The sequence below is a fragment of the Pseudomonas sp. LBUM1651 genome (assembly GCF_059716135.1).
On record NZ_CP166805.1, the window covers coordinates 2,736,474 to 2,762,295 of the forward strand.

At 60.6% G+C, this 25,822-nt stretch carries 21 protein-coding genes and 1 pseudogene; 8 read left to right on the top strand and 14 right to left on the bottom strand.

Translation table 11 applies throughout. The features are described from left to right. Positions 1 to 165: 165 nt before the first annotated feature. The 7 genes from ACA066_RS12815 to ACA066_RS12845 all read right to left on the bottom strand — a co-directional run bounded on the left by ACA066_RS12815 (position 166) and on the right by ACA066_RS12845 (position 7,646). The gene (locus tag ACA066_RS12815; protein ID WP_497699510.1) at positions 166 to 1,806 is read right to left on the bottom strand and encodes a BatD family protein; all 1,641 of its coding nucleotides are present in this window, start codon (positions 1,804 to 1,806) and stop codon (positions 166 to 168) included. Then, positions 1,803 to 3,539: a VWA domain-containing protein gene (locus ACA066_RS12820; protein WP_497699511.1), complete on the bottom strand. Its 1,737-nt coding sequence runs from the start codon at positions 3,537 to 3,539 to the stop codon at positions 1,803 to 1,805. The genes ACA066_RS12815 and ACA066_RS12820 overlap by 4 nt, the downstream gene beginning before the upstream one ends. Next, on the bottom strand, positions 3,536 to 4,615 hold the full coding sequence (locus tag ACA066_RS12825) for a vWA domain-containing protein (protein WP_497699512.1): 1,080 nt from the start codon (positions 4,613 to 4,615) through the stop codon (positions 3,536 to 3,538). Before ACA066_RS12825 ends, ACA066_RS12820 begins: the two co-directional genes overlap by 4 nt. Next, on the bottom strand, positions 4,608 to 5,102 hold the full coding sequence (locus tag ACA066_RS12830) for a DUF4381 domain-containing protein (protein WP_497699513.1): 495 nt from the start codon (positions 5,100 to 5,102) through the stop codon (positions 4,608 to 4,610). Before ACA066_RS12830 ends, ACA066_RS12825 begins: the two co-directional genes overlap by 8 nt. Beyond that, positions 5,099 to 6,043, bottom strand: a complete 945-nt coding sequence (locus tag ACA066_RS12835; protein WP_497699514.1) for a DUF58 domain-containing protein — start codon at positions 6,041 to 6,043, stop codon at positions 5,099 to 5,101. Before ACA066_RS12835 ends, ACA066_RS12830 begins: the two co-directional genes overlap by 4 nt. A gap of 5 nt (positions 6,044 to 6,048) precedes the next feature. Beyond that, complete coding sequence (locus ACA066_RS12840) at positions 6,049 to 7,008, bottom strand: AAA family ATPase (RefSeq protein WP_008030123.1); 960 nt, start codon at positions 7,006 to 7,008, stop codon at positions 6,049 to 6,051. Positions 7,009 to 7,292: 284 nt separating this feature from the next. Further along, positions 7,293 to 7,646, bottom strand: coding sequence for a hypothetical protein (locus ACA066_RS12845; RefSeq protein WP_497699515.1), 354 nt, complete (start codon positions 7,644 to 7,646; stop codon positions 7,293 to 7,295). A 503-nt stretch (positions 7,647 to 8,149) separates the two neighbouring features. Between ACA066_RS12845 and ACA066_RS12850 the strand changes: the two genes are divergently transcribed. Further along, a complete protein-coding gene (locus ACA066_RS12850; protein WP_497699516.1) occupies positions 8,150 to 13,051 on the top strand; it encodes an NAD-glutamate dehydrogenase in 4,902 nt (1,633 codons plus the stop codon). Between the two features lie 188 nt (positions 13,052 to 13,239). Here the strand turns inward: ACA066_RS12850 and ACA066_RS12855 are convergent, their stop codons facing one another. The 4 genes from ACA066_RS12855 to pdxR all read right to left on the bottom strand — a co-directional run bounded on the left by ACA066_RS12855 (position 13,240) and on the right by pdxR (position 16,633). Then, the gene (locus ACA066_RS12855) at positions 13,240 to 13,950 is read right to left on the bottom strand and encodes an ATPase (RefSeq protein WP_497699517.1); all 711 of its coding nucleotides are present in this window, start codon (positions 13,948 to 13,950) and stop codon (positions 13,240 to 13,242) included. A 230-nt stretch (positions 13,951 to 14,180) separates the two neighbouring features. Continuing rightward, on the bottom strand, positions 14,181 to 14,591 hold the full coding sequence (locus ACA066_RS12860; protein WP_497699518.1) for a cupin domain-containing protein: 411 nt from the start codon (positions 14,589 to 14,591) through the stop codon (positions 14,181 to 14,183). Between the two features lie 191 nt (positions 14,592 to 14,782). Next, complete coding sequence (locus ACA066_RS12865) at positions 14,783 to 15,076, bottom strand: putative quinol monooxygenase (RefSeq protein ID WP_497699519.1); 294 nt, start codon at positions 15,074 to 15,076, stop codon at positions 14,783 to 14,785. Positions 15,077 to 15,199: 123 nt separating this feature from the next. Beyond that, on the bottom strand, positions 15,200 to 16,633 hold the full coding sequence (pdxR, locus tag ACA066_RS12870) for a MocR-like pyridoxine biosynthesis transcription factor PdxR (protein WP_497699520.1): 1,434 nt from the start codon (positions 16,631 to 16,633) through the stop codon (positions 15,200 to 15,202). A 205-nt stretch (positions 16,634 to 16,838) separates the two neighbouring features. Between pdxR and ACA066_RS12875 the strand changes: the two are divergent. The 3 genes and pseudogenes from ACA066_RS12875 to ACA066_RS12885 all read left to right on the top strand — a co-directional run bounded on the left by ACA066_RS12875 (position 16,839) and on the right by ACA066_RS12885 (position 19,022). After that, a pseudogene (locus ACA066_RS12875) lies at positions 16,839 to 17,278 on the top strand (carboxymuconolactone decarboxylase family protein). Between the two features lie 75 nt (positions 17,279 to 17,353). Next, complete coding sequence (locus ACA066_RS12880; protein ID WP_497699521.1) at positions 17,354 to 18,334, top strand: LysR substrate-binding domain-containing protein; 981 nt, start codon at positions 17,354 to 17,356, stop codon at positions 18,332 to 18,334. 166 nt (positions 18,335 to 18,500) lie between these two features. Next, on the top strand, positions 18,501 to 19,022 hold the full coding sequence (locus ACA066_RS12885) for a GNAT family N-acetyltransferase (RefSeq protein WP_497699522.1): 522 nt from the start codon (positions 18,501 to 18,503) through the stop codon (positions 19,020 to 19,022). Here ACA066_RS12885 and ACA066_RS12890 read toward each other — a convergent pair whose 3' ends face one another. Continuing rightward, positions 19,023 to 19,715, bottom strand: coding sequence for an aspartate/glutamate racemase family protein (locus ACA066_RS12890; RefSeq protein ID WP_497699523.1), 693 nt, complete (start codon positions 19,713 to 19,715; stop codon positions 19,023 to 19,025). It abuts the gene before it with no gap. 139 nt (positions 19,716 to 19,854) lie between these two features. On the opposite strand from ACA066_RS12890, the gene ACA066_RS12895 reads away from it, so the two are divergent. Further along, on the top strand, positions 19,855 to 20,349 hold the full coding sequence (locus ACA066_RS12895) for a hypothetical protein (RefSeq protein WP_497699524.1): 495 nt from the start codon (positions 19,855 to 19,857) through the stop codon (positions 20,347 to 20,349). Between the two features lie 144 nt (positions 20,350 to 20,493). On the opposite strand, the gene ACA066_RS12900 is transcribed toward ACA066_RS12895, so the two are convergent. Together ACA066_RS12900 and ccoN are read right to left on the bottom strand one after the other, a co-directional pair. After that, a complete protein-coding gene (locus ACA066_RS12900; protein WP_497699525.1) occupies positions 20,494 to 20,715 on the bottom strand; it encodes a cbb3-type cytochrome c oxidase subunit 3 in 222 nt (73 codons plus the stop codon). Between the two features lie 15 nt (positions 20,716 to 20,730). Next, complete coding sequence (gene ccoN / locus ACA066_RS12905; protein ID WP_497699526.1) at positions 20,731 to 22,158, bottom strand: cytochrome-c oxidase, cbb3-type subunit I; 1,428 nt, start codon at positions 22,156 to 22,158, stop codon at positions 20,731 to 20,733. 303 nt (positions 22,159 to 22,461) lie between these two features. On the opposite strand from ccoN, the gene ACA066_RS12910 reads away from it, so the two are divergent. The 3 genes from ACA066_RS12910 to ACA066_RS12920 all read left to right on the top strand — a co-directional run bounded on the left by ACA066_RS12910 (position 22,462) and on the right by ACA066_RS12920 (position 25,792). Then, the gene (locus tag ACA066_RS12910) at positions 22,462 to 23,451 is read left to right on the top strand and encodes a glycosyl hydrolase family 18 protein (protein WP_497699527.1); all 990 of its coding nucleotides are present in this window, start codon (positions 22,462 to 22,464) and stop codon (positions 23,449 to 23,451) included. A 191-nt stretch (positions 23,452 to 23,642) separates the two neighbouring features. Further along, positions 23,643 to 25,316: a nitrite reductase NirA gene (gene nirA / locus ACA066_RS12915; RefSeq protein WP_497699528.1), complete on the top strand. Its 1,674-nt coding sequence runs from the start codon at positions 23,643 to 23,645 to the stop codon at positions 25,314 to 25,316. After that, positions 25,313 to 25,792: a DUF934 domain-containing protein gene (locus tag ACA066_RS12920; RefSeq protein WP_497699529.1), complete on the top strand. Its 480-nt coding sequence runs from the start codon at positions 25,313 to 25,315 to the stop codon at positions 25,790 to 25,792. Before nirA ends, ACA066_RS12920 begins: the two co-directional genes overlap by 4 nt. The last annotated feature ends 30 nt before the right edge of the window (positions 25,793 to 25,822 follow it).

Genomic DNA, 25,822 nt, shown 5'->3' on the forward strand with positions numbered 1-25,822 from the left:
CACTGGAACAATCATCCCGAGGAGGGTTGTTCCAGGTCACCTTTAGTTGCAGCTGGCGAAGCCTGTGGCGAGGGAGGTTGCTCCCGCTGGACAGCGTAGCGGTCCTTTTTTGGGGGCGCTGCGCAACCCACCGGGAGCAAGCTCCCTCGCCACAGCAGCCAGTGTTTATTTGGGATAAAGCGGCGGCAACCCACTGTCGCCGACCGGATCGTGAACCCGCTCCGCAATCGGGATAGCCTTGATCGCGCGCCACAACTCTTCACCCTGCCAATGCTGGCCGGTTTCGCTGTACAGCGCCCCATTCAAACCATCCAGCGCATCGGACAACGGCACAAATCGAGCCGCCATGTCGGCCAGGGTTTCCGGTTGTTGCCGGGCCCAGGCGTCGAGCGCCTGACGGGTGGCGTGGGGGTCGTTGGCCTGGCAAGCGCGCTTGAGGTCGTCGAGCACGGTGCGCGGGCTCGGGCCGGTCTGGGCTGCTCGCAGGATCGCCGGTTGCCAGCGGGCGCGCCACCAGAGGCCAAAGCCCAGCAGGGTGGTGCAGGCCAGCATCACGGTGCTGAGTTTCCACCACCAGAGCGCTTCGTTGTCGGCAGCGGAAATGACCGGCGGCATGCCCGCCGGGCTATCGACCATCATGCCTGGATTATTCGCCACTTGCAGGGTCCGGGCCGGCAGGCTGGTGTGCTCCAGATGATCCTCGAACGTGTTCCACCAGACCACCTCCACCGCCGGCAACTCGACGTCACCGTTGCGAACAGGCACCAGCGCCTCACGGTCTTCACGGCTGCCGATCAGACCGCGTTCGCTGTTCTGGTTGACCAGCACCGGCTGATCCGGATAGCGGCGCAAGCCATTGACATCGGTCGCCGGCAACGGTGGCAGTTGTGAACTGGCCAGGCCTTCGGCCTTCAAGGTCAGGCTGCGAGTCAGCGAATCGCCCACCTGCGCATGATCCGGTTCAGGGTTCCAACTCTCGCTCAAGCTCAGGCTGCGGGCCGGCAACCAAGGCGCGTCAGCCGGATAAGTGGCCGGTTTTGCCTTGACGGTCAGCGGCAGTTCGGCCGAGCTGACGCGCATCAGTTTGCCGGACTTCGGCACCTGCGATTCGGCGTCCTTGGTCGGTTGGGCGTCGACCAGCGTGGCGCTGAAAATCTGCGCCGGAATGATCAACTGGCCGCTGTGTTGCGGGTAGATCGCGTAGCGCAGTTCGATCACGCCGTGACGCAGGCCGTTGATGTCTTTTTCGTAAGTGCGAGACTCACCCAGTTGCTCGATGCGCGCATCGGGGATCTGCAGCGGGGTCAGGCTGCTGTCGTCGTACAGCGAAACGGAATGGTAGATGCGCAAGGTCAGGATCGCCTGGGCCTGCACGTACACGCTGCTCTGATCGAGGCTGGCGTCGATGAACACCGGGGACAGTTTGTGGGTGCTATCCTGGGTTTCGCTTTCCACCACTTGCAAGGTGATCGGCTGGCTCTGCACGTCGCCCAGTTGCAGCGGGGGAATCACCACGCTGCCGTTCTGGCGAGGCAGCAAGGTGATGATCCAGCGGGTGGTGGCGCGGCTGTCGCCGTTAATGGTGGTCAACTGGTTGACCTGGCGGGTGCCGCGCACGTCGAACAGCGGCTCCAGCGCCGTCAGGTCAGGCTTGCCGAACTGCGTCACGTCGTTGGATTCCAGGGTCAGCTCGACCGTCTCGCCGGAGTTCAGGCGAGTGCGATCGACACTGGCGACCAGCCCCGCAGCCTGGGCCTGTAGAGTCCAGAGAAACATGGCAAGCAAGAAAGCGGTGAAGCGGGTCATCGAGTTTTTTCCTGATCCTGATGTTGTTGCTGTTCGTACCAGAATTTGCGCCTGAGCAATTCACCCGGGTCATCCGGGATCTTGCGCAGCCATTGCTCCAGCGCCTGGCGCTGTTCGCCATCGATGGCGTCGCTGGCCGGGCGCAACGGCGGGGTGGTGCTTTGTTCGTCGCCCAACTCGCTGCCGGGCACCTCATTGGTGCCGGGGCGCGGTGGTGTCGTATCCGACTGTTCCGCATCGGGCGCAGTCGCCTGGGTGTCGGATTTCGGTTCGCCATTGCTCGACGGCTGGGTGGCTGCGCCGGGTGGTGGTTCCTGCGGGGTTCCGGTCTCGTCGCCTTCGGTTTTGTCCGGCTCAACGGGCGCCGGTGTGTTTTTCTGTTTGAGCAGGCTTTCCACCAAGGCCTTGTTGGTCTGCGCCGGGCGCAGGTCCGGCTGACGTTCCAGCGCCTGGTCGTAAGCATCCAGCGCGGCTTCCAGCTCTCCGCTTTTGGCCAGGGCGTTGCCACGATTGTAGTGGGCGTGAGCGTCATTGCCCTCGGCGAACCGCTGGGCGGCGCCACTGTAGTCGCCGGACTCATAGAGCGCGACGCCTTGCCATTGTCGATCTTCGAAGTGTTGCGCGGCTTCGGCGGGGCGCTTCTTCTTGAGCAGGTGCAGACCCTGTTGATCCGGACGCAGCCACAAGTCTTCGAAGTCGAAGGCGTAGCTCGGTTGCGGAAACAGGAACAGCAATGGCAGGCAGAACAACCAGCCGCGACGACCGGCGCAGGCCGCCAGCAGCAACAGCGGTAACAACAGCCAGTAACCCTGATCGGCCCAGGTATCGAGGCGCAAGGTCTGGCCGTCGTTGCGCAGATGGCGTGGACCGTCGAGCAGGCCGAGGGCGCGCAGGTCGGCGTCGTCCAGCCGCGCATGACGATAACGCCCGTCGAGGCCGTTGACGAACGATTTCAGGCTCGGCTCGTCCAGGTGCGGCACCAGAATTGCGCCCTGATCGTCCTTGAGGAAACTGCCGTCTTCCTGCGTGATCGGCGCACCTTCGGCGGTGCCGATGCCGAGCATCAGGAATTCTGTCGACTTGCCGTCCAGAACCTGTTGAATCCCTTCGCGTTCCAGTTCGGTCAGGGACGAGCCGATCAGCAGGATCCGGCCGTCACCCAACGCGGCTTGATTCAGCAGCGCAAGGGCCTTGGTCACCGCGAGATCGGCGCGATGGCCGGCCTGGGGCATCAGCGACGGTTTGAGCGCATCCAGCAGATTACGACTGGTGGAGAGGTCGTCCGACAGCGGCACCAGCGTGTGCGCGCTGCCGGCGTAGACAACGATGGCGGTCTGCGCGTCGCTGCGACTCTGCAGCAGGTCGAACAGCTTGCGCCGGGCCTGTTCCAGCCGGTTAGGCGTTACGTCGGTGGCGAGCATTTCCGGGGTCAGCTCCAGTATCACCACCAGCGGGTCGGCCGGTTTCTGACTGGTTTGTTCGACACGCTCCCAGCTCGGCCCGAGCAACGCCAGTATCGTCAGCAGCCACGCCACGCCGAGCGCGACCCACGGCAGTTTGCTGTCGCGACCGTTGCCGCCGCTAAGCAGCACGGAATGAAAGGCCGGCGGCAGAATCATCTGCCAGCGCCCGGCGCGCTTCTGTCGATGCCAGAGCTGCCAGAGCAACCAGCCGAGCAGCGGCAACAGCAGCAGCCACCACGGGCGGAACCAGTAAGGCCACAGCGCACTCATCGGCGCCTCCGCAGGCGCAGGCGCTTGAGCCGTTGGCGCCAGTCAGGCAGTGGCGTCTGCAAGAACAGATCCTTGGTAAACAGGCGCTGAAACGGGTTGTCCGGCCAGTGTTCGCGGATGACCAGCAGCATGCTCAACAGCAGCGCCATCGCCAACGGCCAGTGATACAACGTCTGCGCCGGGCGGGCCTGGGTCGGTTGCTGAGTCACAGGCTCCAGTTGATCGAGGGTTTGCTTGATCGCTTGCAATTCCTTGCTGTCGCGAGCGCGAAAGTACTGGCCACCCGTGGCGGCGGCGATGGCCTTCAGCGCAGGCTCGTCGAGGTCCAGGCTCGGGTTGATACCGAGGAATCCCGCCGTGCCGCTTTCCTCGGGATCGGCGCCGATACCGATCGGGTAGATTTTCACGCCTTCCTTGGCTGCCAACCGCGCCGCCGTCAGCGGATCGATTTCGCCGCCGTTGTTGGCGCCGTCCGTGACCAGAATCAGCACGCGACTTTGCGCCGGACGCATGCGCAGTCGCTTGAGTGCGAGGCCGATGGCATCGCCGATGGCGGTGTTCTTGCCGGCGATACCGATGCGCGCTTCGTCGAGCCAGACCCGCACGGTGCGCCGGTCAAAAGTCAGCGGTGCTTGCAGGTACGCCCTGCTGCCGAACAGGATCAGGCCGACACGGTCGCCTTCGCGACTCTCCAGAAAATCACCGAGCAAATGTTGAACCAGCGTCAGGCGGCTGACCTCATCGTCCTGCCACTGCATGTCGGGAAAATCCATGGAGCCGGAAACGTCCACCGCCACCAGCAGGTCACGGCCGCTGGCGGCAATCGGCAACGGTTCGCCGAGCCACTGCGGGCGCGCCGCGGCGATCAGCAAAAACAGCCACAGCAGCATGAACGGCGCTTGCTGGCGCCAGGCCGGCAGATTGGCCCGAGCGCGGCGCCGGGCCAGGCCTTCGAGGTCGCTGAGGAAGCTGACTTTGAGCGCCGGTTCGCCGCTGTCGGCCACCGGCAGCACGATGCGCATTAACCAGGGCAGCGGCAGCAGGGCGAAGATCCACGGCCAGGCGAACTCAAACATGTTTGCGAATCCACGTGTCGACGGCTTGCGTCAGGCCGGCGATGGCCTTGTCGTCGAGTTTGCATTCGGGTTTGTAGGCGCCTTCGACCAGCACCATCCAGCGCGTCAGGCCGGCGGCCGGGCAGCGGTTGTCGAGGAATGCCAGCCATTTGCGCCCGTTGAGGGTGTGGCTCTGGCTGTAGGGGTAATGGTTGCGGCACAGGCGTTTGAGCAGGCCGTTGAGTTGCTGCAGCCAGGCACCGGCCGGTGCGCCGTCGTACGGTTTGGACATCAGCGCCAGTTCGGCCAGCGCGGCGAGGCGTACCGGATCCAGCGGTTGTTCGGCACGCACGATGGGGCGCTTGTTCGGCAGGAAACGCCGCGCCTTCCACAGGCCGAAGCCGATCAGCGGCAGCAACAACAGCAATAACCACCAGCCCGGTGCGGGTGGCCAGAAACCTGGCGGAGGAGGGGAAATCAGCGGTTGCAGTTGATCGAGGCTGCTCATCGATGCTTCCCCGGTTTCTGCGGGTTCAGGTACTCGCGCAGTTGTTCGACCATCTCGCTCTGGGTGCTCAGGGGCATCAACAACACCCGCAGTTTTTGCGCGAGCAATTCCCAATGGGCGATGCGCGCTTCAGCCTGGGCGCGGTAGGTCTGGCGCAGGTCGAAATTCAGCGTGTCGAGTTCCAGTTGCGCACCGCGTTCGACAAAGCGCAAAAGGCCGGCAGCGGGCAGGGCGTGGTCCAGTGGATCGGACAGCGGCAGCAGCAACAGGTCGCAATGGCGGGACAGCAGGCTCAGTTGCTGCTCGGAGCCCTCAGTCAACGCGCGCTCGTCGCAGATCACGACCACCAGGCTGCCGGGGCGCAGCACCTCCCGGGCACGACGCAGGGCCAGGTTGAGGGCATCGCGATTCTGCTCGCCTTCGGTGTGCAACGACTGATTGACACGCACCAGTCGGTTGAGAAATTGCAACAGGCTTTGCTTGCTGCGCCGGGGCTTGATTTCGTAGTGTTCGTTATCGCCGAACACCAGCCCGCCGACTCGATCGTTATGGCCGAGCGCGGCCCAGCCAATCAGGCTCGCGGCCTGGGCGGCGAGTACCGATTTGAACATCAGCCCTGAACCGAAAAACAGCCGTCGGCTTTGCTCGACCATGATGAAAATCGGTCGCTCGCGCTCTTCGTGGAACAGCTTGGTGTGCGGCTCCTGTGTGCGGGCGGTGACGCGCCAGTCGATGCTGCGCACGTCGTCGCCGGCCTGATAGACCCGCACCTGATCGAAGTCCACGCCACGGCCACGCAGCTTGGAGTGGTGCAGGCCAATCAGCGGGCTGCGCTGGCTCGGCGTGGAAAACAGCTGCACTTCACGCACACGATGGCGCATCTCGATCAGCTCGGCGAGGCTGACGCGGATGCCCGGCTCGGGCGGCAGGAGGGCGTTCATCGGGGTCAAGCGACGGCTACAACGTCGAGAATCCGCTGGACCACCCGGTCCTGGTCGATGCCAGCGGCTTCGGCTTCAAAGGAAAGAATGATGCGGTGGCGCAACACGTCGAACAGCACGGCCTGAATGTCTTCCGGGCTGACGAAGTCGCGACCGGCCAGCCAGGCGTGAGCCCGGGCGCAGCGATCGAGGGCAATCGAGCCGCGCGGGCTGGCGCCGTAGGCGATCCACTCGGCCATCTCCGGGTCGAACTTGGCCGGGGTGCGCGTGGCCATGACCAGTTGCACCAGGTATTCCTCCACGGCGTCGGCCATGTACAGACCGAGGATTTCCTTGCGTGCGGCGAAAATGGCCTGCTGGCTGACCCGGCGTTCCGGTTTGGTTTCGCCGTTCAGGGCTTCACCGCGGGCCTGTTGCAGGATGCGGCGTTCAACGGTCGCGTCCGGGAAACCGATTTTCACGTGCATCAGGAAGCGATCGAGCTGGGCTTCAGGCAGCGGATAGGTGCCTTCCTGCTCGATCGGGTTTTGCGTGGCCATCACCAGGAACAGCGGTGACAGCTCGTAGGTGCTGCGCCCGACACTGACCTGACGCTCGCCCATGGCTTCGAGCAGCGCCGACTGAACCTTGGCCGGGGCACGGTTGATTTCGTCCGCCAACACCAGGTTGTGGAAGATCGGGCCTTGCTGGAATACGAAACTGCCGGTTTCCGGGCGATAGATTTCCGTGCCGGTGATGTCGGCAGGCAACAGGTCGGGGGTGAACTGAATGCGATGGAACTGGGCTTCGATGCCTTCGGCGAGTTCTTTGATGGCTTTGGTCTTGGCCAGCCCTGGCGCGCCCTCGACCAGCATGTGGCCATCGGCAAGCAAGGCGATGAGCAAGCGCTCGATGAGTTTTTCCTGGCCGAGAATCTGCGTTGAAAGAAAGGTTCGCAGCGCGAGCAGCGCTTCACGATGTTCCATCGATGACTGTTCCTGGAAAGGGTGACCGAAGACGTTCGAATAACGCCAGGGCTGGGGGCGTTACTTTAATCCATCGTGGGGGGCGGCGACTAACGGCATTTTGTGCAAAGTGCGGGAATTGATTGGCGAAAGTGTTTTAAATTTGAAGGGCAGAGACAGGGCGGTGATCTTTCGGGCCTTATCGCGAGCAGGCTCGCTCCCACATTGATCGCATTTCAATCAAACGACTCGGTCACCTGTGGGAGCGAGCCTGCTCGCGATGAGGCCGGTACAGGCACCGAAAATCAGAGCTGACTAATGTAGGTACCAGTCCCCTTGAGAATGTTCTGCAACGTCTCTTCAACCTCCGCCAAATCACTCGCATCCGTGCTGTGAATGATCTCCAGCGAATCATCCCCATTCAGCGCATCCGCATCCGCCGCCGCAATTTCGATCAGCAAACGGGTAGGGCTCAGCGTCACTTTTACGCCGTCCAGCGTCGAAGGCTCGCCATCAAGGGTTATCTCCAGCTCGTCCTCGTCGGGATAGCGGCTCATCAGGAACATGTCGCCCTGTTCGCTGTGGCAGCAGAGCATGGCCATGTTGTCTTCTTCCTCGTCACACGGGTTGACGATCAACAGGGAGGTGGTCATTTGCATGGGAAAATCCTGGCTCGGCGAGCGTTGTGAACACAACAAAAGGCGATTCTGCCAGCCCTCGGGAATTTCTGCTCGGCTGAGTGTCAGAGAATGTGTCGTGAACATTCGGGGCGCTGCTGGTCATTTCTGGCACGGATGTGCCGTAAATCCGGGCATAAAACACCCAATTTCCTACACGGCTGCTAGTGTTGTTCGATGCACAGGCCTTGAGCTGCGTGCCGATGACCGAATATGTCGCAGCGCTGCAAGCACGGGCCTTGCCGCTCTCGTTAAGCTGCGCAACGGATGAGCACCTGTAAAGACATTGCGCTTTAGGTTCGCCAGTCGTTTTTGCAGATGCCCATTCATGGAAGGTGAATGTGACCTGAGTGTCTCGTCCAGCTTCACCCACCTGTCGCCCTGTTTCCTCTGCCCGAGAATCAGGAGCCGGGTGACGGATCGCCCCGAAAGGGGTTTTGCACGCGACGCTTCCATCAATAACAAGCCCAAGCGGAGTACCACAGATGGCGTTCTTCACCGCAGCCAGCAAAGCCGACTTCCAGCACCAACTGCAAGCGGCACTGGCGCAGCACATCAGTGAACAGGCACTGCCACAAGTGGCGCTGTTCGCTGAACAATTCTTCGGCATCATTTCCCTTGACGAGCTGACCCAGCGTCGGCTGTCCGACCTCGCTGGCTGTACCCTTTCTGCGTGGCGCCTGCTTGAGCGCTTCGATCACGCGCAACCACAGGTTCGCGTCTACAACCCTGATTACGAACGCCACGGCTGGCAGTCGACCCACACCGCGGTCGAAGTGCTGCACCACGACCTGCCATTCCTGGTGGATTCGGTGCGTACCGAGCTGAACCGTCGCGGCTACAGCATTCATACCTTGCAAACCACGGTGCTGAGCGTGCGTCGCGGCAGCAAGGGCGAATTGCTGGAAATCCTGCCCAAAGGCACCCAGGGCGAAGGGATCCTGCAAGAATCCCTGATGTACCTGGAAATCGACCGTTGCGCGAACACGGCCGAACTCAATGTCCTGAGCAGAGAGCTGGAGCAGGTTCTCGGTGAAGTCCGCGTCGCGGTCGCCGATTTCGAACCGATGAAAGCCAAGGTCCAGGAAATCCTGACCGGCCTGGACAACAGCCAGTTCGCTGTCGATCCCCAAGAAAAAGCTGAAATCAAAAGCTTCCTGGAATGGCTGGTGGGTAACCACTTCACGTTCCTGGGCTATGAAGAATTCGTGGTGCGCGATGAAGCCGACGGCGGCCACATCGTTTACGACCAGGATTCCTTCCTCGGCCTGACCAAACTGCTGCGCACCGGCCTGACCTACGATGACCTGCGCATCGAAGACTACGCCGTGAACTACCTGCGCGAACCGACCCTGCTGTCGTTTGCCAAGGCTGCGCACCCAAGCCGCGTGCACCGTCCGGCTTACCCGGATTACGTGTCGATCCGCGAGATCGACGCCGACGGCAAGGTCATCAAGGAATGCCGTTTCATGGGCCTGTACACCTCGTCGGTGTATGGCGAGAGCGTGCGGGTCATCCCGTACATCCGTCGCAAAGTCGAAGAGATCGAACGCCGTTCCGGCTTCCAGGCCAAGGCTCACTTGGGCAAGGAACTGGCGCAGGTGGTCGAAGTGCTGCCGCGCGACGATCTGTTCCAGACTCCGGTAGACGAGCTGTTCAGCACCGTGATGTCGATCGTGCAGATCCAGGAACGCAACAAGATTCGCGTGTTCCTGCGCAAAGACCCGTACGGTCGTTTCTGCTACTGCCTGGCCTACGTACCGCGCGACATCTACTCCACCGAAGTGCGCCAGAAGATCCAGCAAGTTCTGATGGATCGCCTGAAAGCCTCGGACTGCGAGTTCTGGACGTTCTTCTCCGAATCCGTACTGGCCCGCGTGCAACTGATTCTACGTGTCGATCCGAAAAACCGTCTGGACATCGACCCGCAGCAGCTGGAAAACGAAGTGATCCAGGCTTGCCGCAGCTGGCAGGACGACTACTCGGCCCTGACCGTCGAAACGTTCGGCGAAGCCCACGGCACCAACGTGCTGGCCGACTTCCCGAAAGGCTTCCCGGCCGGTTACCGCGAGCGTTTCGCCGCGCACTCGGCTGTGGTCGACATGCAGCACCTGCTCAGCCTGAAAGAAACCAATCCGCTGGTGATGAGCTTCTATCAGCCACTGGGTCAGGTTTCCGGTAAGCGCGAGCTGCACTGCAAGCTCTATCACGCCGATACCCCGCTGGCGCTGTCCGACGTGTTGCCGATCCTGGAAAACCTCGGCCTGCGCGTGCTGGGCGAGTTCCCGTATCGCCTGCGTCACAACAATGGCCGCGAGTTCTGGATTCACGATTTCGCGTTCACCGCCGCCGAAGGCCTGGAGCTCGACATCCAGCAACTCAACGACACCTTGCAGGACGCCTTCGTCCACATCGTGCGTGGCGATGCCGAGAACGATGCGTTCAACCGTCTGGTGCTGACCGCCGGCCTGCCGTGGCGCGACGTGGCGTTGCTGCGTGCCTACGCCCGTTACATGAAACAGATCCGTCTGGGCTTCGACCTGGGCTACATCGCCAGCACCCTGAACAACCACACCGACATCGCTCGCGAGTTGACCCGGTTGTTCAAGACCCGTTTCTACCTGGCTCGCAAGCTTGGCACTGACGATCTGGAAGACAAGCAGCAACGCCTGGAACACGCGATTCTGAGCGCACTGGACGACGTTCAGGTGTTGAACGAAGACCGTATCCTGCGTCGCTACCTGGACCTGATCAAGGCGACCCTGCGGACCAACTTCTACCAGACCGATGCACACGGTCAGAACAAGTCCTACTTCAGCTTCAAGTTCAACCCGCACCAGATTCCAGAGCTGCCGAAGCCGGTACCGAAGTTCGAAATCTTCGTTTACTCGCCTCGCGTCGAAGGCGTGCACCTGCGCTTCGGCAACGTCGCTCGTGGCGGTCTGCGCTGGTCTGACCGTGAAGAAGACTTCCGTACCGAAGTCCTGGGCCTGGTAAAAGCCCAGCAAGTGAAGAACTCGGTCATCGTGCCGGTGGGCGCGAAGGGCGGCTTCCTGCCGCGTCGCCTGCCACTGGGCGGCAACCGTGACGAGATCGCGGCCGAGGGCATCGCCTGCTACCGCATCTTCATCTCGGGCCTGTTGGACATCACCGACAACCTGAAGGACGGCGCGCTGGTTCCGCCAGCCAACGTCGTGCGTCATGACGACGATGACCCGTACCTGGTGGTGGCTGCGGACAAGGGCACTGCGACCTTCTCCGACATCGCCAACGGCATCGCCATCGACTACGGCTTCTGGCTGGGTGACGCGTTCGCTTCCGGCGGTTCTGCCGGTTACGACCACAAGAAAATGGGCATTACCGCCAAAGGCGCGTGGGTTGGCGTACAACGTCACTTCCGCGAGCGCGGCATCAATGTTCAGGAAGACAGCATCACCGTAGTGGGCGTCGGCGACATGGCCGGTGACGTGTTCGGTAACGGCTTGTTGATGTCCGACAAACTGCAACTGGTCGCTGCGTTCAACCACCTGCACATCTTTATCGACCCGAACCCGGAGCCGGCCAACAGCTTCGCCGAGCGTCAGCGCCTGTTCGACCTGCCGCGTTCGGCCTGGTCGGATTACGACACCAGCATCATGTCCGAAGGCGGCGGGATCTTCTCCCGTAGCGCGAAAAGCATCGCGATTTCCCCGCAGATGAAAGAGCGCTTCGACATTCAAGCGGACAAGCTGACCCCGACCGAACTGCTGAATGCCTTGCTCAAGGCACCGGTAGACCTGTTGTGGAACGGCGGTATCGGCACCTACGTCAAGGCCAGCAGCGAAAGCCACGCCGATGTCGGCGACAAGGCCAACGATGCATTGCGTGTGAACGGCAACGAACTGCGCTGCAAAGTCGTGGGCGAGGGCGGTAACCTCGGTATGACCCAACTGGGTCGTGTCGAATTCGGCCTCAATGGCGGCGGTTCCAACACCGACTTCATCGACAACGCCGGTGGCGTGGACTGCTCCGACCACGAAGTGAACATCAAGATCCTGCTGAACGAAGTGGTTCAGGCCGGTGACATGACCGACAAGCAACGTAACCAGTTGCTGGCGAGCATGACCGACGAAGTCGGCAACCTGGTGCTGGGCAACAACTACAAGCAGACTCAGGCCCTGTCCCTGGCGGCACGCCGTGCTTTCGTGCGGATTGCCGAATACAAGCGTCTGATGAACGATCTGGAAGGCCGCGGCAAGCTGGATCGCGCCATCGAGTTCCTGCCGTCGGAAGAAGCGATCAACGAGCGTCTCGCGGAAGGCCATGGCCTGACCCGTGCCGAGCTGTCGGTGCTGATCTCCTACAGCAAGATCGACCTCAAGGAAGCGCTGCTCAACTCCCTGGTGCCGGACGACGACTACCTGACACGCGACATGGAAACCGCTTTCCCGCCGAGCCTGGTGAGCAAGTTCTCCGATGCCATGCGCCGTCACCGTCTGAAGCGCGAGATCGTCAGCACCCAGATCGCCAACGATCTGGTCAACCACATGGGCATCACCTTCGTTCAACGACTCAAAGAGTCGACCGGCATGAGCCCGGCGAACGTGGCCGGTGCTTACGTGATCGTGCGTGACATCTTCCATCTCCCGCACTGGTTCCGTCAGATCGAAGCCCTGGATTACCAGGTTTCGGCCGACGTACAACTGGAGCTGATGGACGAGCTGATGCGTCTGGGCCGTCGCGCTACGCGCTGGTTCCTGCGTGCCCGTCGCAACGAGCAGAACGCTGCCCGTGACGTCGCGCACTTCGGTCCGCATCTGAAGGAGTTGGGTCTCAAGCTCGACGAACTGCTGAGTGGCGAGATCCACGAGAACTGGCAGGCCCGCTATGAGGCGTACGTCGAAGCCGGTGTGCCGGAGTTGCTCGCACGCATGGTGGCTGGCACCTCGCACCTGTACACCCTGCTGCCGATCATCGAGGCCTCCGACGTGACCGGCCAGAACCCTGCGGATGTGGCCAAGGCCTACTTCGCCGTGGGCAGTGCGCTGGACATCACCTGGTACCTGCAACAGATCAGCGCACTGCCGGTTGAAAACAACTGGCAAGCCCTGGCCCGTGAAGCGTTCCGCGATGACGTCGACTGGCAGCAACGTGCGATCACCATCTCCGTCCTGCAACAGGGTGACGGCACTCAGGACGTGGAAACACGCTTGGCGCTGTGGATGGAAGAGCACGAAGGCATGATCGAACGCTGGCGCGCCATGCTGGTGGAAATCCGTGCCGCGAGCGGTACGGATTACGCCATGTACGCGGTGGCCAACCGTGAACTGTTGGATCTGGCGTTGAGCGGGCAGGCGGTAGTGCCTGCGCCTGCCACCACCAGTGTCGAGCTGGAGCCGGCGGCCTGATAAGCCGCTGAATGAAAAAGCCCCGCATTGAGAGATGCGGGGCTTTTTTTTTGCCTGAGGTTTTTTTTGGTGCCTGGTCGGGCCTCATCGCGGGCAAGCCTTGCTCCTACAGGTTTGTGTCGTACACATACCCCAAAACGACATAAAACTTGTAGGAGCAAGGCTTGCTCGCGAAGGGGCCAGCGATATCAATACAACTTCTGAGTGAATTTGTTATCGAGCATCGATACTTTATCTGTCGGCCCAGTCAATAAATTACTGAGCGACTGGTCAAACTTCTGCAGCGCCCGAACTTGCACATTCTGCTGTTCATTAATATCCGCCACGATCTCTTCACTGCGTTTGTAGTCCGCCCATAACGGACTCAGTGCTTTGGCGTCATGCCCCAGTGCAGTGCCGATATAGTTGAAGTTGGCATCATAAAAATCCACACCCACATCAGCCTCGACGTCCGAACTGCGCGAGGTGATCAATTGGCTGCGGGTGTCGACAATGGCGATCATGTCCGGTTTCGCGGCCCGGAGGCTTTGCATGTCCGGGTACACCGTTACCGAACCGAACTGACGTTGCAAGGATGCCTTGACCCAATCCACCCCCATGTCGGGCCTGGAGGTGGCAACGTAGGCATCATGAATCGGTTGCACCAGCAGACTCTGGCCGAAACCGGTGCCGGCATTGGCCTGGTAATCCTGAAGATAGGCGCGGTTGGTCTGGGTGTTGCGACTGTAAACGATGCCCAGCGATACATGACTGCCGCTGGCGACACGGTTGGCGCTGCTACGGCCGACGGGTGCGGTGAAGATACCGTCGAGTGAAGAAACAGCGGTAGGCGCAGTGGGAATTGAACATCCGGTTAAAACAGCGGCGATCGTCAAGGTACTGACAAGTGCAAGTTTCATGGGTGTTTCTCCAGTGAAACAACTTGAGTCGTCAAATGTTAGTTGCCGAGCGAGTCGGCGGTGTTTTCAGACTAAACCTGTCGGCACTGAATGAAATAGCCAATAACCGCACTTATCAGGCGGCCAATAGTTTTTGTTTGGTTTAAATCGTTGTGTTTAATTGCGCAGGGAAATAAACAGGCCCGAACTTGAGAGTCGGGCCTGTTTATTTATGGCTGTACGTTCAGCCATCAGTTTTCCAATGGGATCAACACTTTTTCGTCGGGGGACAACACCATGAATACCAGGAGTTTGGCCGGCTTGGTCGCACTGGCATTTTTCGAGACCAAATGTTCCGACCCGGCCGGTTCATACCAATACTCGCGGGCGTTGTAGGTTTTCGGTTGCTCGCCTTTCACTTGAGAAACGATCGATCCCGAAAGCACGTACGCCATGGCCGTGCCTTCGTGTTTGTGGGCGATGGAGGACTGGCCGGGTTTGTAATCGACTTCGATCATCAGCGCTTTTTTGCCCGGGACGTTCTTGAGTACTTCGTCCTGCAGGATCGTGACTTTTTCCGAGGGGTCGTGGGCGAATACCGAGGCAGAAACGGTCAGGGCGAAGACGGCAAGCGGGGCAGCAAGTAAACGCAAAGCTCTCATGATTCATCACCTGCGGTGGCTAGTTGTCAGGGACAACGTTAGTCCGCCAGTGACGGCAATCAAACAGCCAATTTACGAGAAGGCCAGGGGACCAATCGGGGGCTTTGGTACGTGAAGATCCCGACTTGCGACCGCTCTTGCAGGGGTACCCATTGCCCTGAAGGAGTGACCGTAAGCCGGGACCAAACTTTCTAGACGATAGGAAAGCTGTTGAAGTCGACGGCGTTGGCCAGTCGGCTGTCGATCAGGCCGATGAAGCCTTGGACTTCAGGGCAGTTGAAATGCATCTGCATGGCCGTTTCCGATTGCCAGCGGGCGCTGACGTTCCAGCGGTTGCTGTCCTCGGGGCAGCGGTCGACCATATAGGATTCGCAGCCCGGTTGTTCACGCAGGGTTTCGACAATCTTTTGCAGTTGCCTACCCAGCTCGTCCGAGCGGCCGGCGGCGGCCTGCACCTTTACGGTATTGATCACTTCGTTGGACATTGCTCACACTCCTGAATCAGGCCGGACGAATCCTGCTCATTGAGGGATAACGCTTATGCAGGATAGGCCCGCACGTTGGGACCGCCAATAGCCAATCGCCGGATAAAAACCCAGACCAATCCGTCAGGCGACCTGCTGCAAAATGTCCCGCAGTCGGTCCAGGGCGGTGTCGATGTCGAGGGTTTCAATGGCGCCAAAGCCCATGAGAAGCCCGGCCTGTGGCGCTTGTTGATAGTAGAAGTCCTCGATGGAATACAGTCCCACTTCGACCTTTTTCGCCAGTTCGATCACCAACGGCATATCGATAGGCACTTTGCACATAAGCACCATGTGAAACCCGGCGGTGCTTTGGATGGCTTCGAACCAAGGGGACAGGTCGCCCGCAACACGCGTCAGGATTCGCTCATGACGCCCGGCGTAGATCGTATGGCAACGCCGAATGTGCTTGAGCAGGCAGCCTTCGGCGATGAACTTGGCCAGCGCCCACTGGGGCAGGGTGGAGGTATGCCGGTCGGTGAGTTGCTTGGCCTGGATCACCGCTTCGAGAATCGCTGGCGGCAAAATCGCGTAACCGAGGCGCAACTCCGGCAGCAAGGTTTTCGAAAAGGTCCCGACGTAGGCGACGATCCCGCGCTCATCCATGCTTTGCAGGGAGTCGGTGGGCCGGCCTTCATAGCGGAATTCGCTGTCGTAATCGTCCTCGATGATGATCGCGCCCAACTCGTAGGCCCGCTCCAGCAACGCCACTCGCCGCGCCTGGCTCATCGGCATGCCCAACGGAAACTGATGCGACGGCGTGACATAAATCAGCTGCGTACCGAGGGGGATTTTGTCGACCTGAATGCCTTCGGCGTCGACCGGCACGCCGATCAACGTGGCGCCGTGGCTGCCGAACAGCAGGCGCGCGGGCGGGTAGCCGGGGTCTTCCATGGCGACGATGCTGCCGGGGCGGGTCATCACGCGCGAGATCAGGTCCAGCGCCTGTTGTGCGCCGTTGCATACCACCACGTCTTCGTCCTGACAGTTCACGCCACGGGAAAATGCGATATGCCGGGCGATCGCGTTACGCAGCGCCGGAAGACCTTCGGGCAGGCTGTAGAAACCCTTTGAACCGGCCATCTGGCGCAAGGCGTGAGAGTTGCAGCGCCGCCAATCGTCCTGCGGGAACTGAGCCTTGCTGGTGGCGCCACCGATGAAGTCATAGCGCAGCGAGCTTTCCAGCGTTGGATGACGCAAAAACACCGGCATGTTGCGCCACGACTCGATGACCTCGGCGCTCGCCAACTGCGAATGGCTTTGCTTGGGCAGCGCTTTTGCGGTCCGGGCATTGACGTAGGTGCCTTTGCCGATCACGCCGGTGAGGAAGTTTTCATACGTCAATTGCGCGTAGGTGTCGGAAATGGTCTTGCGCGAGATGCCCAGCTGTTCGGCCAGCAATCGACTGGGCGGCAGCTGCGTCCCGGCTGCCAGACGGCCGGATTCGATGGCGCTGCGCAGTTGGTTGTACAACTGGCCTGCCAGGTCCTTGCGGCCGTTGATGACAACATGAAGTTCCATACCGACGGCGCTCCTTGGGGCGGTTGAGACGCGTGTGCGTCGCGTCAGATTACCCGCAAGCACCGCTGCGCAGAAGTTACGTGGATGAAATACCGCGGATTGGCCTGATGCCGGGTGGTCCACCGGAATTTCGCTGAATTGGATCTGTAACGCTTGCGCATCAGCGCCTAACGTTAAAAGCATCTATCGATCCACGAGGCACGCCATGACTTCCCGTCTGGATTACTGCAGCGCGTCGCCCAAAGCGATGAAAGCGATGATTGCCATGGAGGCGCTGACCAGCAACCTGAGCATCGAGCCGGCGCTGCTGCACCTGATCAAGATCCGCGCCTCGCAGCTCAATGGCTGCGCCTTCTGCACCGACATGCATTCGGTGGATGCGCGGCGCCTCGGCGAGACCGACCGGCGCATGTATCCAATCGTCGTCTGGCGCGACAGTGGCTTCTTCAACTCACGGGAACGCGCGGCGCTGGCCTGGACCGAGGCGGTCACCTTGTCTCGCAAAGCCATGTGCCCGACGACGTCTACGCTCAGGCCCGGGAGCAGTTCAGTGAAAGCGAGATGGTCGACCTGACCATCGCCGTCACCACCATCAACAGCTGGAATCGCCTGGCCGTGAGTTTTCGACAAACACCCAGCGCATGAAGCGGTTGTCACACCAGGTTCATCATCGGTGCGCAGGATTAGGTTTTCAAAGGACATATCGACAGGGAGTCATCGATGTCATTCATGGAAACCACAGGGCGCCAAATCCCCGCCGAATACCGTTCGCCGGTAGCAACCACGCCGTCCTGGCGTGCGCAAGCCACGGCGATTGATCCGCAACTGGCTCAGGCGTTCATGGTCAGTGCTCGCTGCGGCTGTTTCATGCAGGCGGCCCGCAGTCTCAACATCAAGGCAACCTTGCTGCGCAAGCAACTGGCGCAGCTCGAAACGCAACTGCAATGTGCGCTGTTCAGCCATTGCGACAATGGCATCACCCTCAGCCGTGAAGGCTTGCAGCTTCAGGCGCAGTTGATTGCGTTGGCTCATGAGCGCGATATGCCGGTGATCGAGCAACCGTTGGTGCGCCTGGCAGTGGCTGAATCGATCCTGCACGACATTCTCGGTCGCGACCTGGTGGCCTTGTTGCGCCGCAACGCCAGCGTACGCCTGGACATCATCACCCTCGACAGCGAACTGGCACTGCAAGCAGTCAGCGCCGATGTGGTGGTGTGGCTGGGCGGCACCGAATCGCCCCTGCCGGGCCCGAGCTTTGCGGTCAGTGAGCCCCGGCGCCTGGCGCGGCTTGACTACCAGCCGCACATCGCCAAGCGATACTCACGGACGGCGTCGCGCCCGGACAGCCTCGATGACCTCGCCGATTTCCTGTTGGTGCAATGGCAGTCTCACCGTCAGGTCGAGAGCTTCGTGCCGTGGAACGCGCTGGTGGACCAGCGCCTGGCCGGTGTGGTGCAGATGCACTCCTATGAGCTGCTGCTGGAGATGATTCGCTGCAGCGCCTGCATCGGTTTGCTGCCCGGCTACATCAGCCGCTTTGACCGCGGTCTCATTGCGTTGCCGGGGCTGTTCGGCCAGCCGATGCAGCGTGAGGTGTGGGTGGCGGTTAATGCGCAGTCGCAGGAGGAGGCGCAGGTGCAGATGATCGTCGAGCTGATCCAGAACACCTTCGAAGAGCGACGAGAGTGGTTTGAAGGCTGAACAATATCAACTGTAGGAGCGAGCTTGCTCGCGATGGTGCATCAGGCGACATTGATGTGATTGACCCACCATTGCGAGCAAGCTCGCTCCTACAGTAGTTTCTCGCCATGTTTGAAGTATGCGTTGTAGAGTGAACGGCCATGTCTGTCTCAAGGATGAATCACCCATGCCCGTCACTGACGCTGTCATCACCCTCGAACGCTTCAACGAATCCCACCTCGAAGGCATCACCGCGCTCTACAACGAGCCGGCCGTTACCCGGCAGGTCCTGCAAATGCCGTTTCAGTCCATCGAGCTCTGGCGCAAACGCCTTGCGTCGGACAACGAACGCGAAATCAAGCTGGTGGCGCTGCATCAGGGCCTGGTGATCGGCAGCATTGGCCTGGAGCAGTTTTCGCGGATCCGTCGCAGTCACGCGGGCAGCTTCGGCATGGGCGTCTTGCAGGCGTGGCAGGGCAAGGGCGTTGGCTCGAAGCTGCTGGCCACTGCGCTGGACATCGCCGACAACTGGATGAACCTGCAACGGGTCGAGCTTTCGGTGTACGCCGACAACGAAGCGGCCATCGGCCTGTACCGCAAGTTCGGCTTTGAAACCGAAGGCCTGTTTCGTGACTACGCCGTGCGTGACGGAAGGCTGGTGGACACCTTGAGCATGGCGCGTCTGCGTCGCACGCCCAAGGCCGGTTGATCACTGCGCCAATGCGAACGCCACCGCCGCCTGCGCATGCAGTTCGGTGGTGTCGAGCAGGGGCAGGGCGCTGTGTTCGGGTTTGATCAGCAGGCCGATTTCCGTGCAGCCAAGGATGATGGCCTGGGCGCCGCGTTGGCTCAGGGATTCAATGACCTGCTGATAAATCCGGCGCGACGCTTCGCTGATCACCCCGACGCACAGCTCGTCGTAAATGATCCGGTGCACGGCCTGACGCTCCTCGGCCTCCGGCACCAGCACGCTCAGCCCCATCGACGTCAGGCGTTCCTTGAGGAAGTCCTGTTCCATGGTGAACGCTGTACCCAGCAATCCGACCTTCAACGCACCCGCCTCGACAGCCGCCTGACCGGCCGGGTCGGCGATGTGCAGGAACGGAATACTGATCGCCGCCTGAATCTGCCCGGCGACCTTGTGCATGGTGTTGGTGCACAACACCACGCAATCGGCGCCACCCGCTTCAAGGCGCCGCGCCGCGTCCACCAGGATCAATGCCGCATTGTCCCAGCGCCCGGCATGCTGAGCCTGTTCGACAGGCCCGAAGTCGACGCTGTACATCAGCAATTTCGCGGAACGCAACGGCCCGAGCCGGTCGCGTACCTTTTGGTTGATGAGGCGGTAATACTCGGCGCTGGACTCCCAGCTCATGCCGCCGATCAGGCCGATGGTGCGCATGGTGTGCTCCTGTTGATGGCTACCCCTGAGCCGCGAGTGTCCCGTGATGTGACCGCCTGTGCAATTGACTTGTACGGCCGACGCGCGCATCTGCCATGCTCAAAGTCCGCAGCACTGCTTCAACCAAAGGAACACCGCAATGGACGACGTACAGCAACTGGGTGAGATGCTTCGCCACTACGCAGACAGCGAAGCGCACAAAAAACAACTGTTCGAGTCGCAGTCCGCCGTGTGGGCGACGCGCATTGGCGAGCTGTTCGATCAGATCCAGCAATGGCTGGAACCGGTCCAGGCGCCGAACCTGCTGGAAGTGAGCCGTGAGGCCTACGTGGCCTCAGGCCCGAGCGTTCCGGTCGAGACGTCGACGTTCAAGACCGAGAAGCTCGGCATCGTGATCGCCGGCAAACCGGTGGAGTTCGTACCGGATGTGATGGGCGCGGGCGGGCAGATTTCCCTGGCCGTGATGGGCCTGACCGCCGCGCGGTATGGCAGCATTTCGCTGGTATGCCTGCCACCGTCGAGTAGCTGGCAATGGCGCAAGACCAATGGTTTGAAGGACCCGGACACCTTTGCCTTCGATGCGAATTTTCTGGCGCAGCAACTGCAGAGCCTGATTCCCCGCGATCGCGGCTAAAGCCCTGGCCAGACTCGATCCCCTGTGGCGAGGGAGCTTGCTCCCGCTGGGTCGCGAAGCAGCCCCAAAAGCTTTGCGACTGCTTCGCAGCCGAACGGGAGCAAGCTCCCTCGCCACAAAGGCTCGCTCCCACACAGGACTGCATTAAACCTCCAGGTTTACCCAGCCTGGTTTCTCGACTTCCGGCGCCACCGCTTTCACCACTTTCCGCGTCGCCAACTCCACCCGGCGCGCCACCTCAGGGTCATCGGCAAACGGCATCAGACTCGCCTCCTCCAGACTCTGCACCGTCTGCTGCTTCAGGCAGTACTCGACCGCCAGCCAAAACCCTGCCACGCCCAAGCCATTCAGTAGCATCTCAATCATCTCAAGTTCCTCGCCTCAGGCAATCTGCGCTTCACGTTCAGCCATCGCCACGTCGGAAACCCGTACGGTGCACCAGGCGTTGTACGCCATCAGCAGCATGCCGCTGAGGAAGAACACGCCGCCGGCAAAACGCACCACAAATCCCGGATGGCTGGCCTGCAACGCTTCGACGAAGGAGTAGGTCAGCGTGCCGTCGTCGTTGATCGCGCGCCACATCAAACCCTGAGTGATGCCGTTGACCCACATCGAAGCGATGTACAACACGGTGCCGATGGTCGCCAACCAGAAATGCAGGTTGATCAGCGGCGTGCTGTACATCTGCTCACGGCCAAAGACTTTCGGAATCATGTGGTAGACCGCACCGAAGGTGATCATCGCCACCCAGCCGAGGGCGCCGGCGTGCACGTGGCCGATGGTCCAGTCGGTGTAGTGGGAGAGGGCGTTGACGGTCTTGATCGCCATCATCGGGCCTTCGAAGGTCGACATGCCATAGAAGGCCAGCGACAGCACCAGAAAACGCAGGATCGGGTCGGTGCGCAGCTTATGCCAGGCGCCCGACAGGGTCATCATGCCGTTGATCATCCCGCCCCAGCTCGGCGCCAGCAGGATCAGTGACATCGCCATGCCGAGCGACTGCGCCCAGTCCGGCAGCGCGGTGTAGTGCAAGTGGTGCGGACCGGCCCAGATGTACAGGGTGATCAGCGCCCAGAAGTGCACGATGGACAAGCGATAGGAATACACCGGTCGCCCGACCTGTTTCGGCACGAAGTAATACATCATTCCCAGAAACCCGGTGGTCAGGAAGAAGCCGACCGCGTTGTGCCCATACCACCACTGCACCATGGCGTCGGTGGCCCCGGAATACACCGGATAGGACTTGAACCAGTCCACCGGGATCGACAGGTGATTGACCACGTGCAGCATCGCGATGACCACGATGAACGCGCCAAAGAACCAGTTGCCGACGTAGATGTGTTTAGTCTTGCGTTGCACCACGGTGGTGAAAAACACGATGGCGTAGGCCACCCAGACCACGGTCATCCACACCGCGCCGGAGAACTCGATCTCGGCGTATTCCTTGGTGGTGGTATAGCCCAGCGGCAGGGTGATCAGCATCACCACGATCACCGATTGCCAGCCCCAGAAAGTGAAGGCGGCGAGGGTGTCCGAGTACAGCCGCACCTGGCAGGTACGCTGCACCGCGTAGTAACTCGCAGCGAATTGCGCGCTGCCGGCAAAGCCGAAAATCACCAGGCTGGTGTGCAGCGGACGCAACCGGCCGAACGTAGTCCACGGCAGATCGAGGTTCATCTCGGGCCACACCAGTTGCGAGGCGATCCAGACCCCCATCGCCATCCCCACGACGCCCCAGACAATGGTCGCCACGATGAATTGGCGGACGACCTTGTAGTTATAGGCCTGTCCGTTTGTAGCTGTGCTCATGGTCAAGGCTTCCACGGTTGCAAAGTCTTGCCAGGCCACCCGGACTGGCATGCCGTGAACTGTAAAAACCTCATCGAAAACAAAACAGATTCAGGAAGGCGCAATTAATACGGATCAGATGAAGGCGCTGCACCTGTCAGAGTTGACAGTATCGGCGGATTGAATCCGGAGGTTTAATAAACCCGCTGACGTATTGGGCAGAAGTGCGTTCCAGTGGTTGCGTTCAAAGCAAGTCAGCCCTTCCGGTCATGGCGACCATACGGGGCACTTTCATAAGGATGTTCTGAGCTCAAGGGTGAACCAATGACCACTTTTACATATACAGGCCCCAAGGCGCCTGCCGATGATGCGTCCGAAATGCCCGATATTCGCGGCAAAAAAATCCTGATGGGTTTTTTGCATAACTGGGGACCGCACAGGGGAGAGTATCAAGGAGGGCTGTCCGGCGAAGTGGAGCTCAAGGACATCCCCGTCGAATACAACGTGGTGGCAGTCGCGTTCATGAAAGGGGCCGGTATCCCGACATTCAAGCCTTACAACAAAACCGATGCGGAGTTTCGGCAACAGGTCGGAGTACTGAATAAACAAGGTCGCGCCGTGTTGATTTCACTGGGTGGCGCCGATGCACATATTGAGCTGCGCAATGGTCAGGAACAGGCTCTTGCCACTGAAATTATCCGATTGGTGGAAGTCTATGGTTTTGATGGGCTGGACATCGATCTGGAGCAGAGCGCTATCGACTTTGCCGATAACAACAAGGTAATTCCCTCCGCGCTGAAGCTCGTCAGGGAGCACTACGCGAAGGAAGGCAAACACTTCATCATCAGCATGGCGCCGGAGTTTCCGTATCTGAGAACCGGGGGCAAGTACGTACCCTATCTCACCGCCTTGGCGGGCTATTTTGATTGGATTTCCCCGCAGTATTACAACCAGGCGGGTGACGGGCTTTCTGTTCCGGCGCTCAACCCTTCATGGCTGGCGCAGAACGATGGCGTGCGCAAACAAGCGTTCCTTTATTACCTGACCACCGCGCTGGTAACAGGGACGTATGGCTTCGTTAAAATCCCGGCCGATAAATTCGTTATCGGCTTGCCTAGTAATATCGATGCAGCAGACAACGGTTTTGTAGTCGATCCAGGTTTCGTGCGAGGTGCTCTCGATCAACTGGCAGCCGAAGGCAATGCCATCAAGGGCTTGATGACGTGGTCGATCAGTTGGGATTGCGGGGAAAACAAAAATGGGACCCCGTATGACTGGCTTTTCAAACGACATTACGCCCCCCTGATTCAATAGGTGCCGTACGGCCTTGATCGAATCCGGCGCTCCTGCTGTGATGCCCGGTTGTTTATGCAACCGGGTCGTCCAGCTCGTCTGATATGGTTTTTTCTCCACCGCCTGAATCTGTAATGTTTTCCCGGCGCCCCTCATAGTCGCCTCATCGAGAACGAGCCGCAGAGCCCGATCAATCCTGATGAGGTAGCCACATGTATCAGTACGACGACTATGACCGGGCGCTGGTTTTCGAGCGGGTTGCGCAGTTTCGCGATCAGGTCGAACGCTTCACGGCAGGCGAGTTGAGCGAAGAGGAGTTCCTGCCGTTGCGCTTGCAGAACGGCCTGTACATGCAAAAGCACGCGTACATGCTGCGCGTGGCGATACCCTACGGCACGCTCAGCGCCCGGCAGATGCGCACGCTGGCGAGCATTGCCCGGGATTACGATCGCGGTTACGGACACTTCACCACCCGGCAGAACATGCAGTTCAACTGGATTGAACTGGCCCAGGTGCCGGAGATTCTCGAGCGCCTGGCCGAGGTGGAAATGCATGCCATCCAGACCTCCGGCAACTGTGTGCGCAATATCACCACCGAAGCCTTCGCCGGGGTGGCCGCGGACGAACTGATCGACCCGCGCCCCCTGGCGGAAATCCTGCGCCAGTGGTCGACCATCAACCCGGAATTCCTGTTCCTGCCGCGCAAGTTCAAGATCGCCATCTGCTCGGCCGAGCAGGACCGCGCGGCAATCATGATGCATGACATCGGCCTCTATCTTTACCCCGGCACCGACGGACAAATGGTCCTGCGAGTCATCGTTGGCGGTGGTTTGGGACGCACGCCCATCCTTGGTTTGCAGATTCGCGAAGGCTTGCCGTGGCAGCACTTGCTGTCCTACGTCGAGGCAGTGCTGCGGGTCTATAACCGCCACGGCCGGCGCGACAACAAGTACAAGGCGCGGATCAAGATTCTGGTCAAGGCGCTCGGTATCGAAGCCTTTGCCAGGGAAGTGGAGGAGGAGTGGCAGCACTTGAAGGATGGCCCGGCACAGTTGACCGGCGTTGAATACGAGCGTGTCGCCAGTGCCTTCGTGCCACCGGATTACTGTTCGTTGTCCAACACCGATCTGGAGTTCGGCACACGCCTGGCCGAGAACCCGACCTTCGCCCGCTGGGTGTCGCGCAACGTCCAACCGCACAAGGTGCCGGGCTACGCCAGTGTGGTGCTGTCGACCAAGCCGGGCATCGCTGCACCGCCGGGCGATGTCACCGGCGAGCAAATGGACGCCGTGGCCGGGTGGTCCGAACAGTTCGGTTTTGGCGAAATCCGCATCGCCCATGAGCAGAACATCGTCCTGCCGGACGTGCAAAAGGCAGATCTGTTCGCACTTTGGCGCCTGGCTTGCGAGCATGGCCTCGGCAGCGCCAATGTCGGATTGCTGACTGACATCATCGCCTGCCCCGGCGGCGACTTCTGCGCCCTGGCCAACGCCAAGTCGATCCCGATTGCGCAGGGCATCCAGGCGCGTTTCGAAGACCTGGACTACCTGCATGACCTGGGTGACATCAGCCTCAACATTTCCGGTTGCATGAACGCCTGCGGCCATCACCACATTGGCAACATCGGCATTCTCGGCGTCGACAAGAACGGCAGCGAGTGGTACCAGATCACCCTCGGCGGCGCCCAGGGCAAGAACAGCGCGTTGGGCAAAGTCATTGGTCCGTCCTTCAGCGCCGCCGAAGTGCCCGACGTCATCGAGCGGATCATCGCCACGTTCGTGCGTTACCGCGAGAGCGAAGAACTGTTCGTCGACACCTTGCAGCGCATCGGTCTGGAGCCGTTCAAGGAAGCGGTTTATCCGAAGGTGCTGGAGGTATCGGCATGAACAATCTGCTGCGGCTGGAGGCGGGTGAGGCGCGGATTGTTGCTGACGATCCGTGGACGTTGATCAGGGATATCGAGGTCGGATCGCCCACAGGTCCGCTGATTGTGCCACTGGCCTGTTGGCTGGAAGACCCGCAACAGCACGGGGTTTGGTTGGGCCCGGACGATGAGGTGGAGTGCCTCAAGCCGTGGTTTGCGCAACTGCCGCTGATTGCCCTGGATTTCCCGAGTTTCCGGGACGGACGCGCCTATAGCCAGGCGTACCTGTTGCGCACCCGACTGGGCTGGACCGGCGAATTGCGCGCGGTCGGCGATGTGCTGCGCGATCAACTCAGCCACATGCGCCAATGCGGTTTCGACAGCTTTGCCGTCCGCGAAGACAAGTCCGCCGAAGATGCGCTCAAGGGGTTGGCGGGCATGAGCGTGTTGTATGGACGTTCGGTGATCGAGCCGCGACCGTTGTTTCGACGCCGCTGAACATCGCCGCACGACATGAAGCAAGTGAGT

What these genes read in the sequence shown, in the direction of transcription:
- ACA066_RS12815 (WP_497699510.1), bottom strand. Translation starts at nt 1,806, where the DNA reads ATGACCCGCTTCACCGCTTTCTTGCTTGCCATGTTTCTCTGGACTCTA.
- ACA066_RS12820 (WP_497699511.1), bottom strand. Translation starts at nt 3,539, where the DNA reads ATGAGTGCGCTGTGGCCTTACTGGTTCCGCCCGTGGTGGCTGCTGCTG.
- ACA066_RS12825 (WP_497699512.1), bottom strand. Translation starts at nt 4,615, where the DNA reads ATGTTTGAGTTCGCCTGGCCGTGGATCTTCGCCCTGCTGCCGCTGCCC.
- ACA066_RS12830 (WP_497699513.1), bottom strand. Translation starts at nt 5,102, where the DNA reads ATGAGCAGCCTCGATCAACTGCAACCGCTGATTTCCCCTCCTCCGCCA.
- ACA066_RS12835 (WP_497699514.1), bottom strand. Translation starts at nt 6,043, where the DNA reads ATGAACGCCCTCCTGCCGCCCGAGCCGGGCATCCGCGTCAGCCTCGCC.
- ACA066_RS12840 (WP_008030123.1), bottom strand. Translation starts at nt 7,008, where the DNA reads ATGGAACATCGTGAAGCGCTGCTCGCGCTGCGAACCTTTCTTTCAACG.
- ACA066_RS12845 (WP_497699515.1), bottom strand. Translation starts at nt 7,646, where the DNA reads ATGCAAATGACCACCTCCCTGTTGATCGTCAACCCGTGTGACGAGGAA.
- ACA066_RS12850 (WP_497699516.1), top strand. Translation starts at nt 8,150, where the DNA reads ATGGCGTTCTTCACCGCAGCCAGCAAAGCCGACTTCCAGCACCAACTG.
- ACA066_RS12855 (WP_497699517.1), bottom strand. Translation starts at nt 13,950, where the DNA reads ATGAAACTTGCACTTGTCAGTACCTTGACGATCGCCGCTGTTTTAACC.
- ACA066_RS12860 (WP_497699518.1), bottom strand. Translation starts at nt 14,591, where the DNA reads ATGAGAGCTTTGCGTTTACTTGCTGCCCCGCTTGCCGTCTTCGCCCTG.
- ACA066_RS12865 (WP_497699519.1), bottom strand. Translation starts at nt 15,076, where the DNA reads ATGTCCAACGAAGTGATCAATACCGTAAAGGTGCAGGCCGCCGCCGGC.
- pdxR (WP_497699520.1), bottom strand. Translation starts at nt 16,633, where the DNA reads ATGGAACTTCATGTTGTCATCAACGGCCGCAAGGACCTGGCAGGCCAG.
- ACA066_RS12880 (WP_497699521.1), top strand. Translation starts at nt 17,354, where the DNA reads ATGTCATTCATGGAAACCACAGGGCGCCAAATCCCCGCCGAATACCGT.
- ACA066_RS12885 (WP_497699522.1), top strand. Translation starts at nt 18,501, where the DNA reads ATGCCCGTCACTGACGCTGTCATCACCCTCGAACGCTTCAACGAATCC.
- ACA066_RS12890 (WP_497699523.1), bottom strand. Translation starts at nt 19,715, where the DNA reads ATGCGCACCATCGGCCTGATCGGCGGCATGAGCTGGGAGTCCAGCGCC.
- ACA066_RS12895 (WP_497699524.1), top strand. Translation starts at nt 19,855, where the DNA reads ATGGACGACGTACAGCAACTGGGTGAGATGCTTCGCCACTACGCAGAC.
- ACA066_RS12900 (WP_497699525.1), bottom strand. Translation starts at nt 20,715, where the DNA reads ATGATTGAGATGCTACTGAATGGCTTGGGCGTGGCAGGGTTTTGGCTG.
- ccoN (WP_497699526.1), bottom strand. Translation starts at nt 22,158, where the DNA reads ATGAGCACAGCTACAAACGGACAGGCCTATAACTACAAGGTCGTCCGC.
- ACA066_RS12910 (WP_497699527.1), top strand. Translation starts at nt 22,462, where the DNA reads ATGACCACTTTTACATATACAGGCCCCAAGGCGCCTGCCGATGATGCG.
- nirA (WP_497699528.1), top strand. Translation starts at nt 23,643, where the DNA reads ATGTATCAGTACGACGACTATGACCGGGCGCTGGTTTTCGAGCGGGTT.
- ACA066_RS12920 (WP_497699529.1), top strand. Translation starts at nt 25,313, where the DNA reads ATGAACAATCTGCTGCGGCTGGAGGCGGGTGAGGCGCGGATTGTTGCT.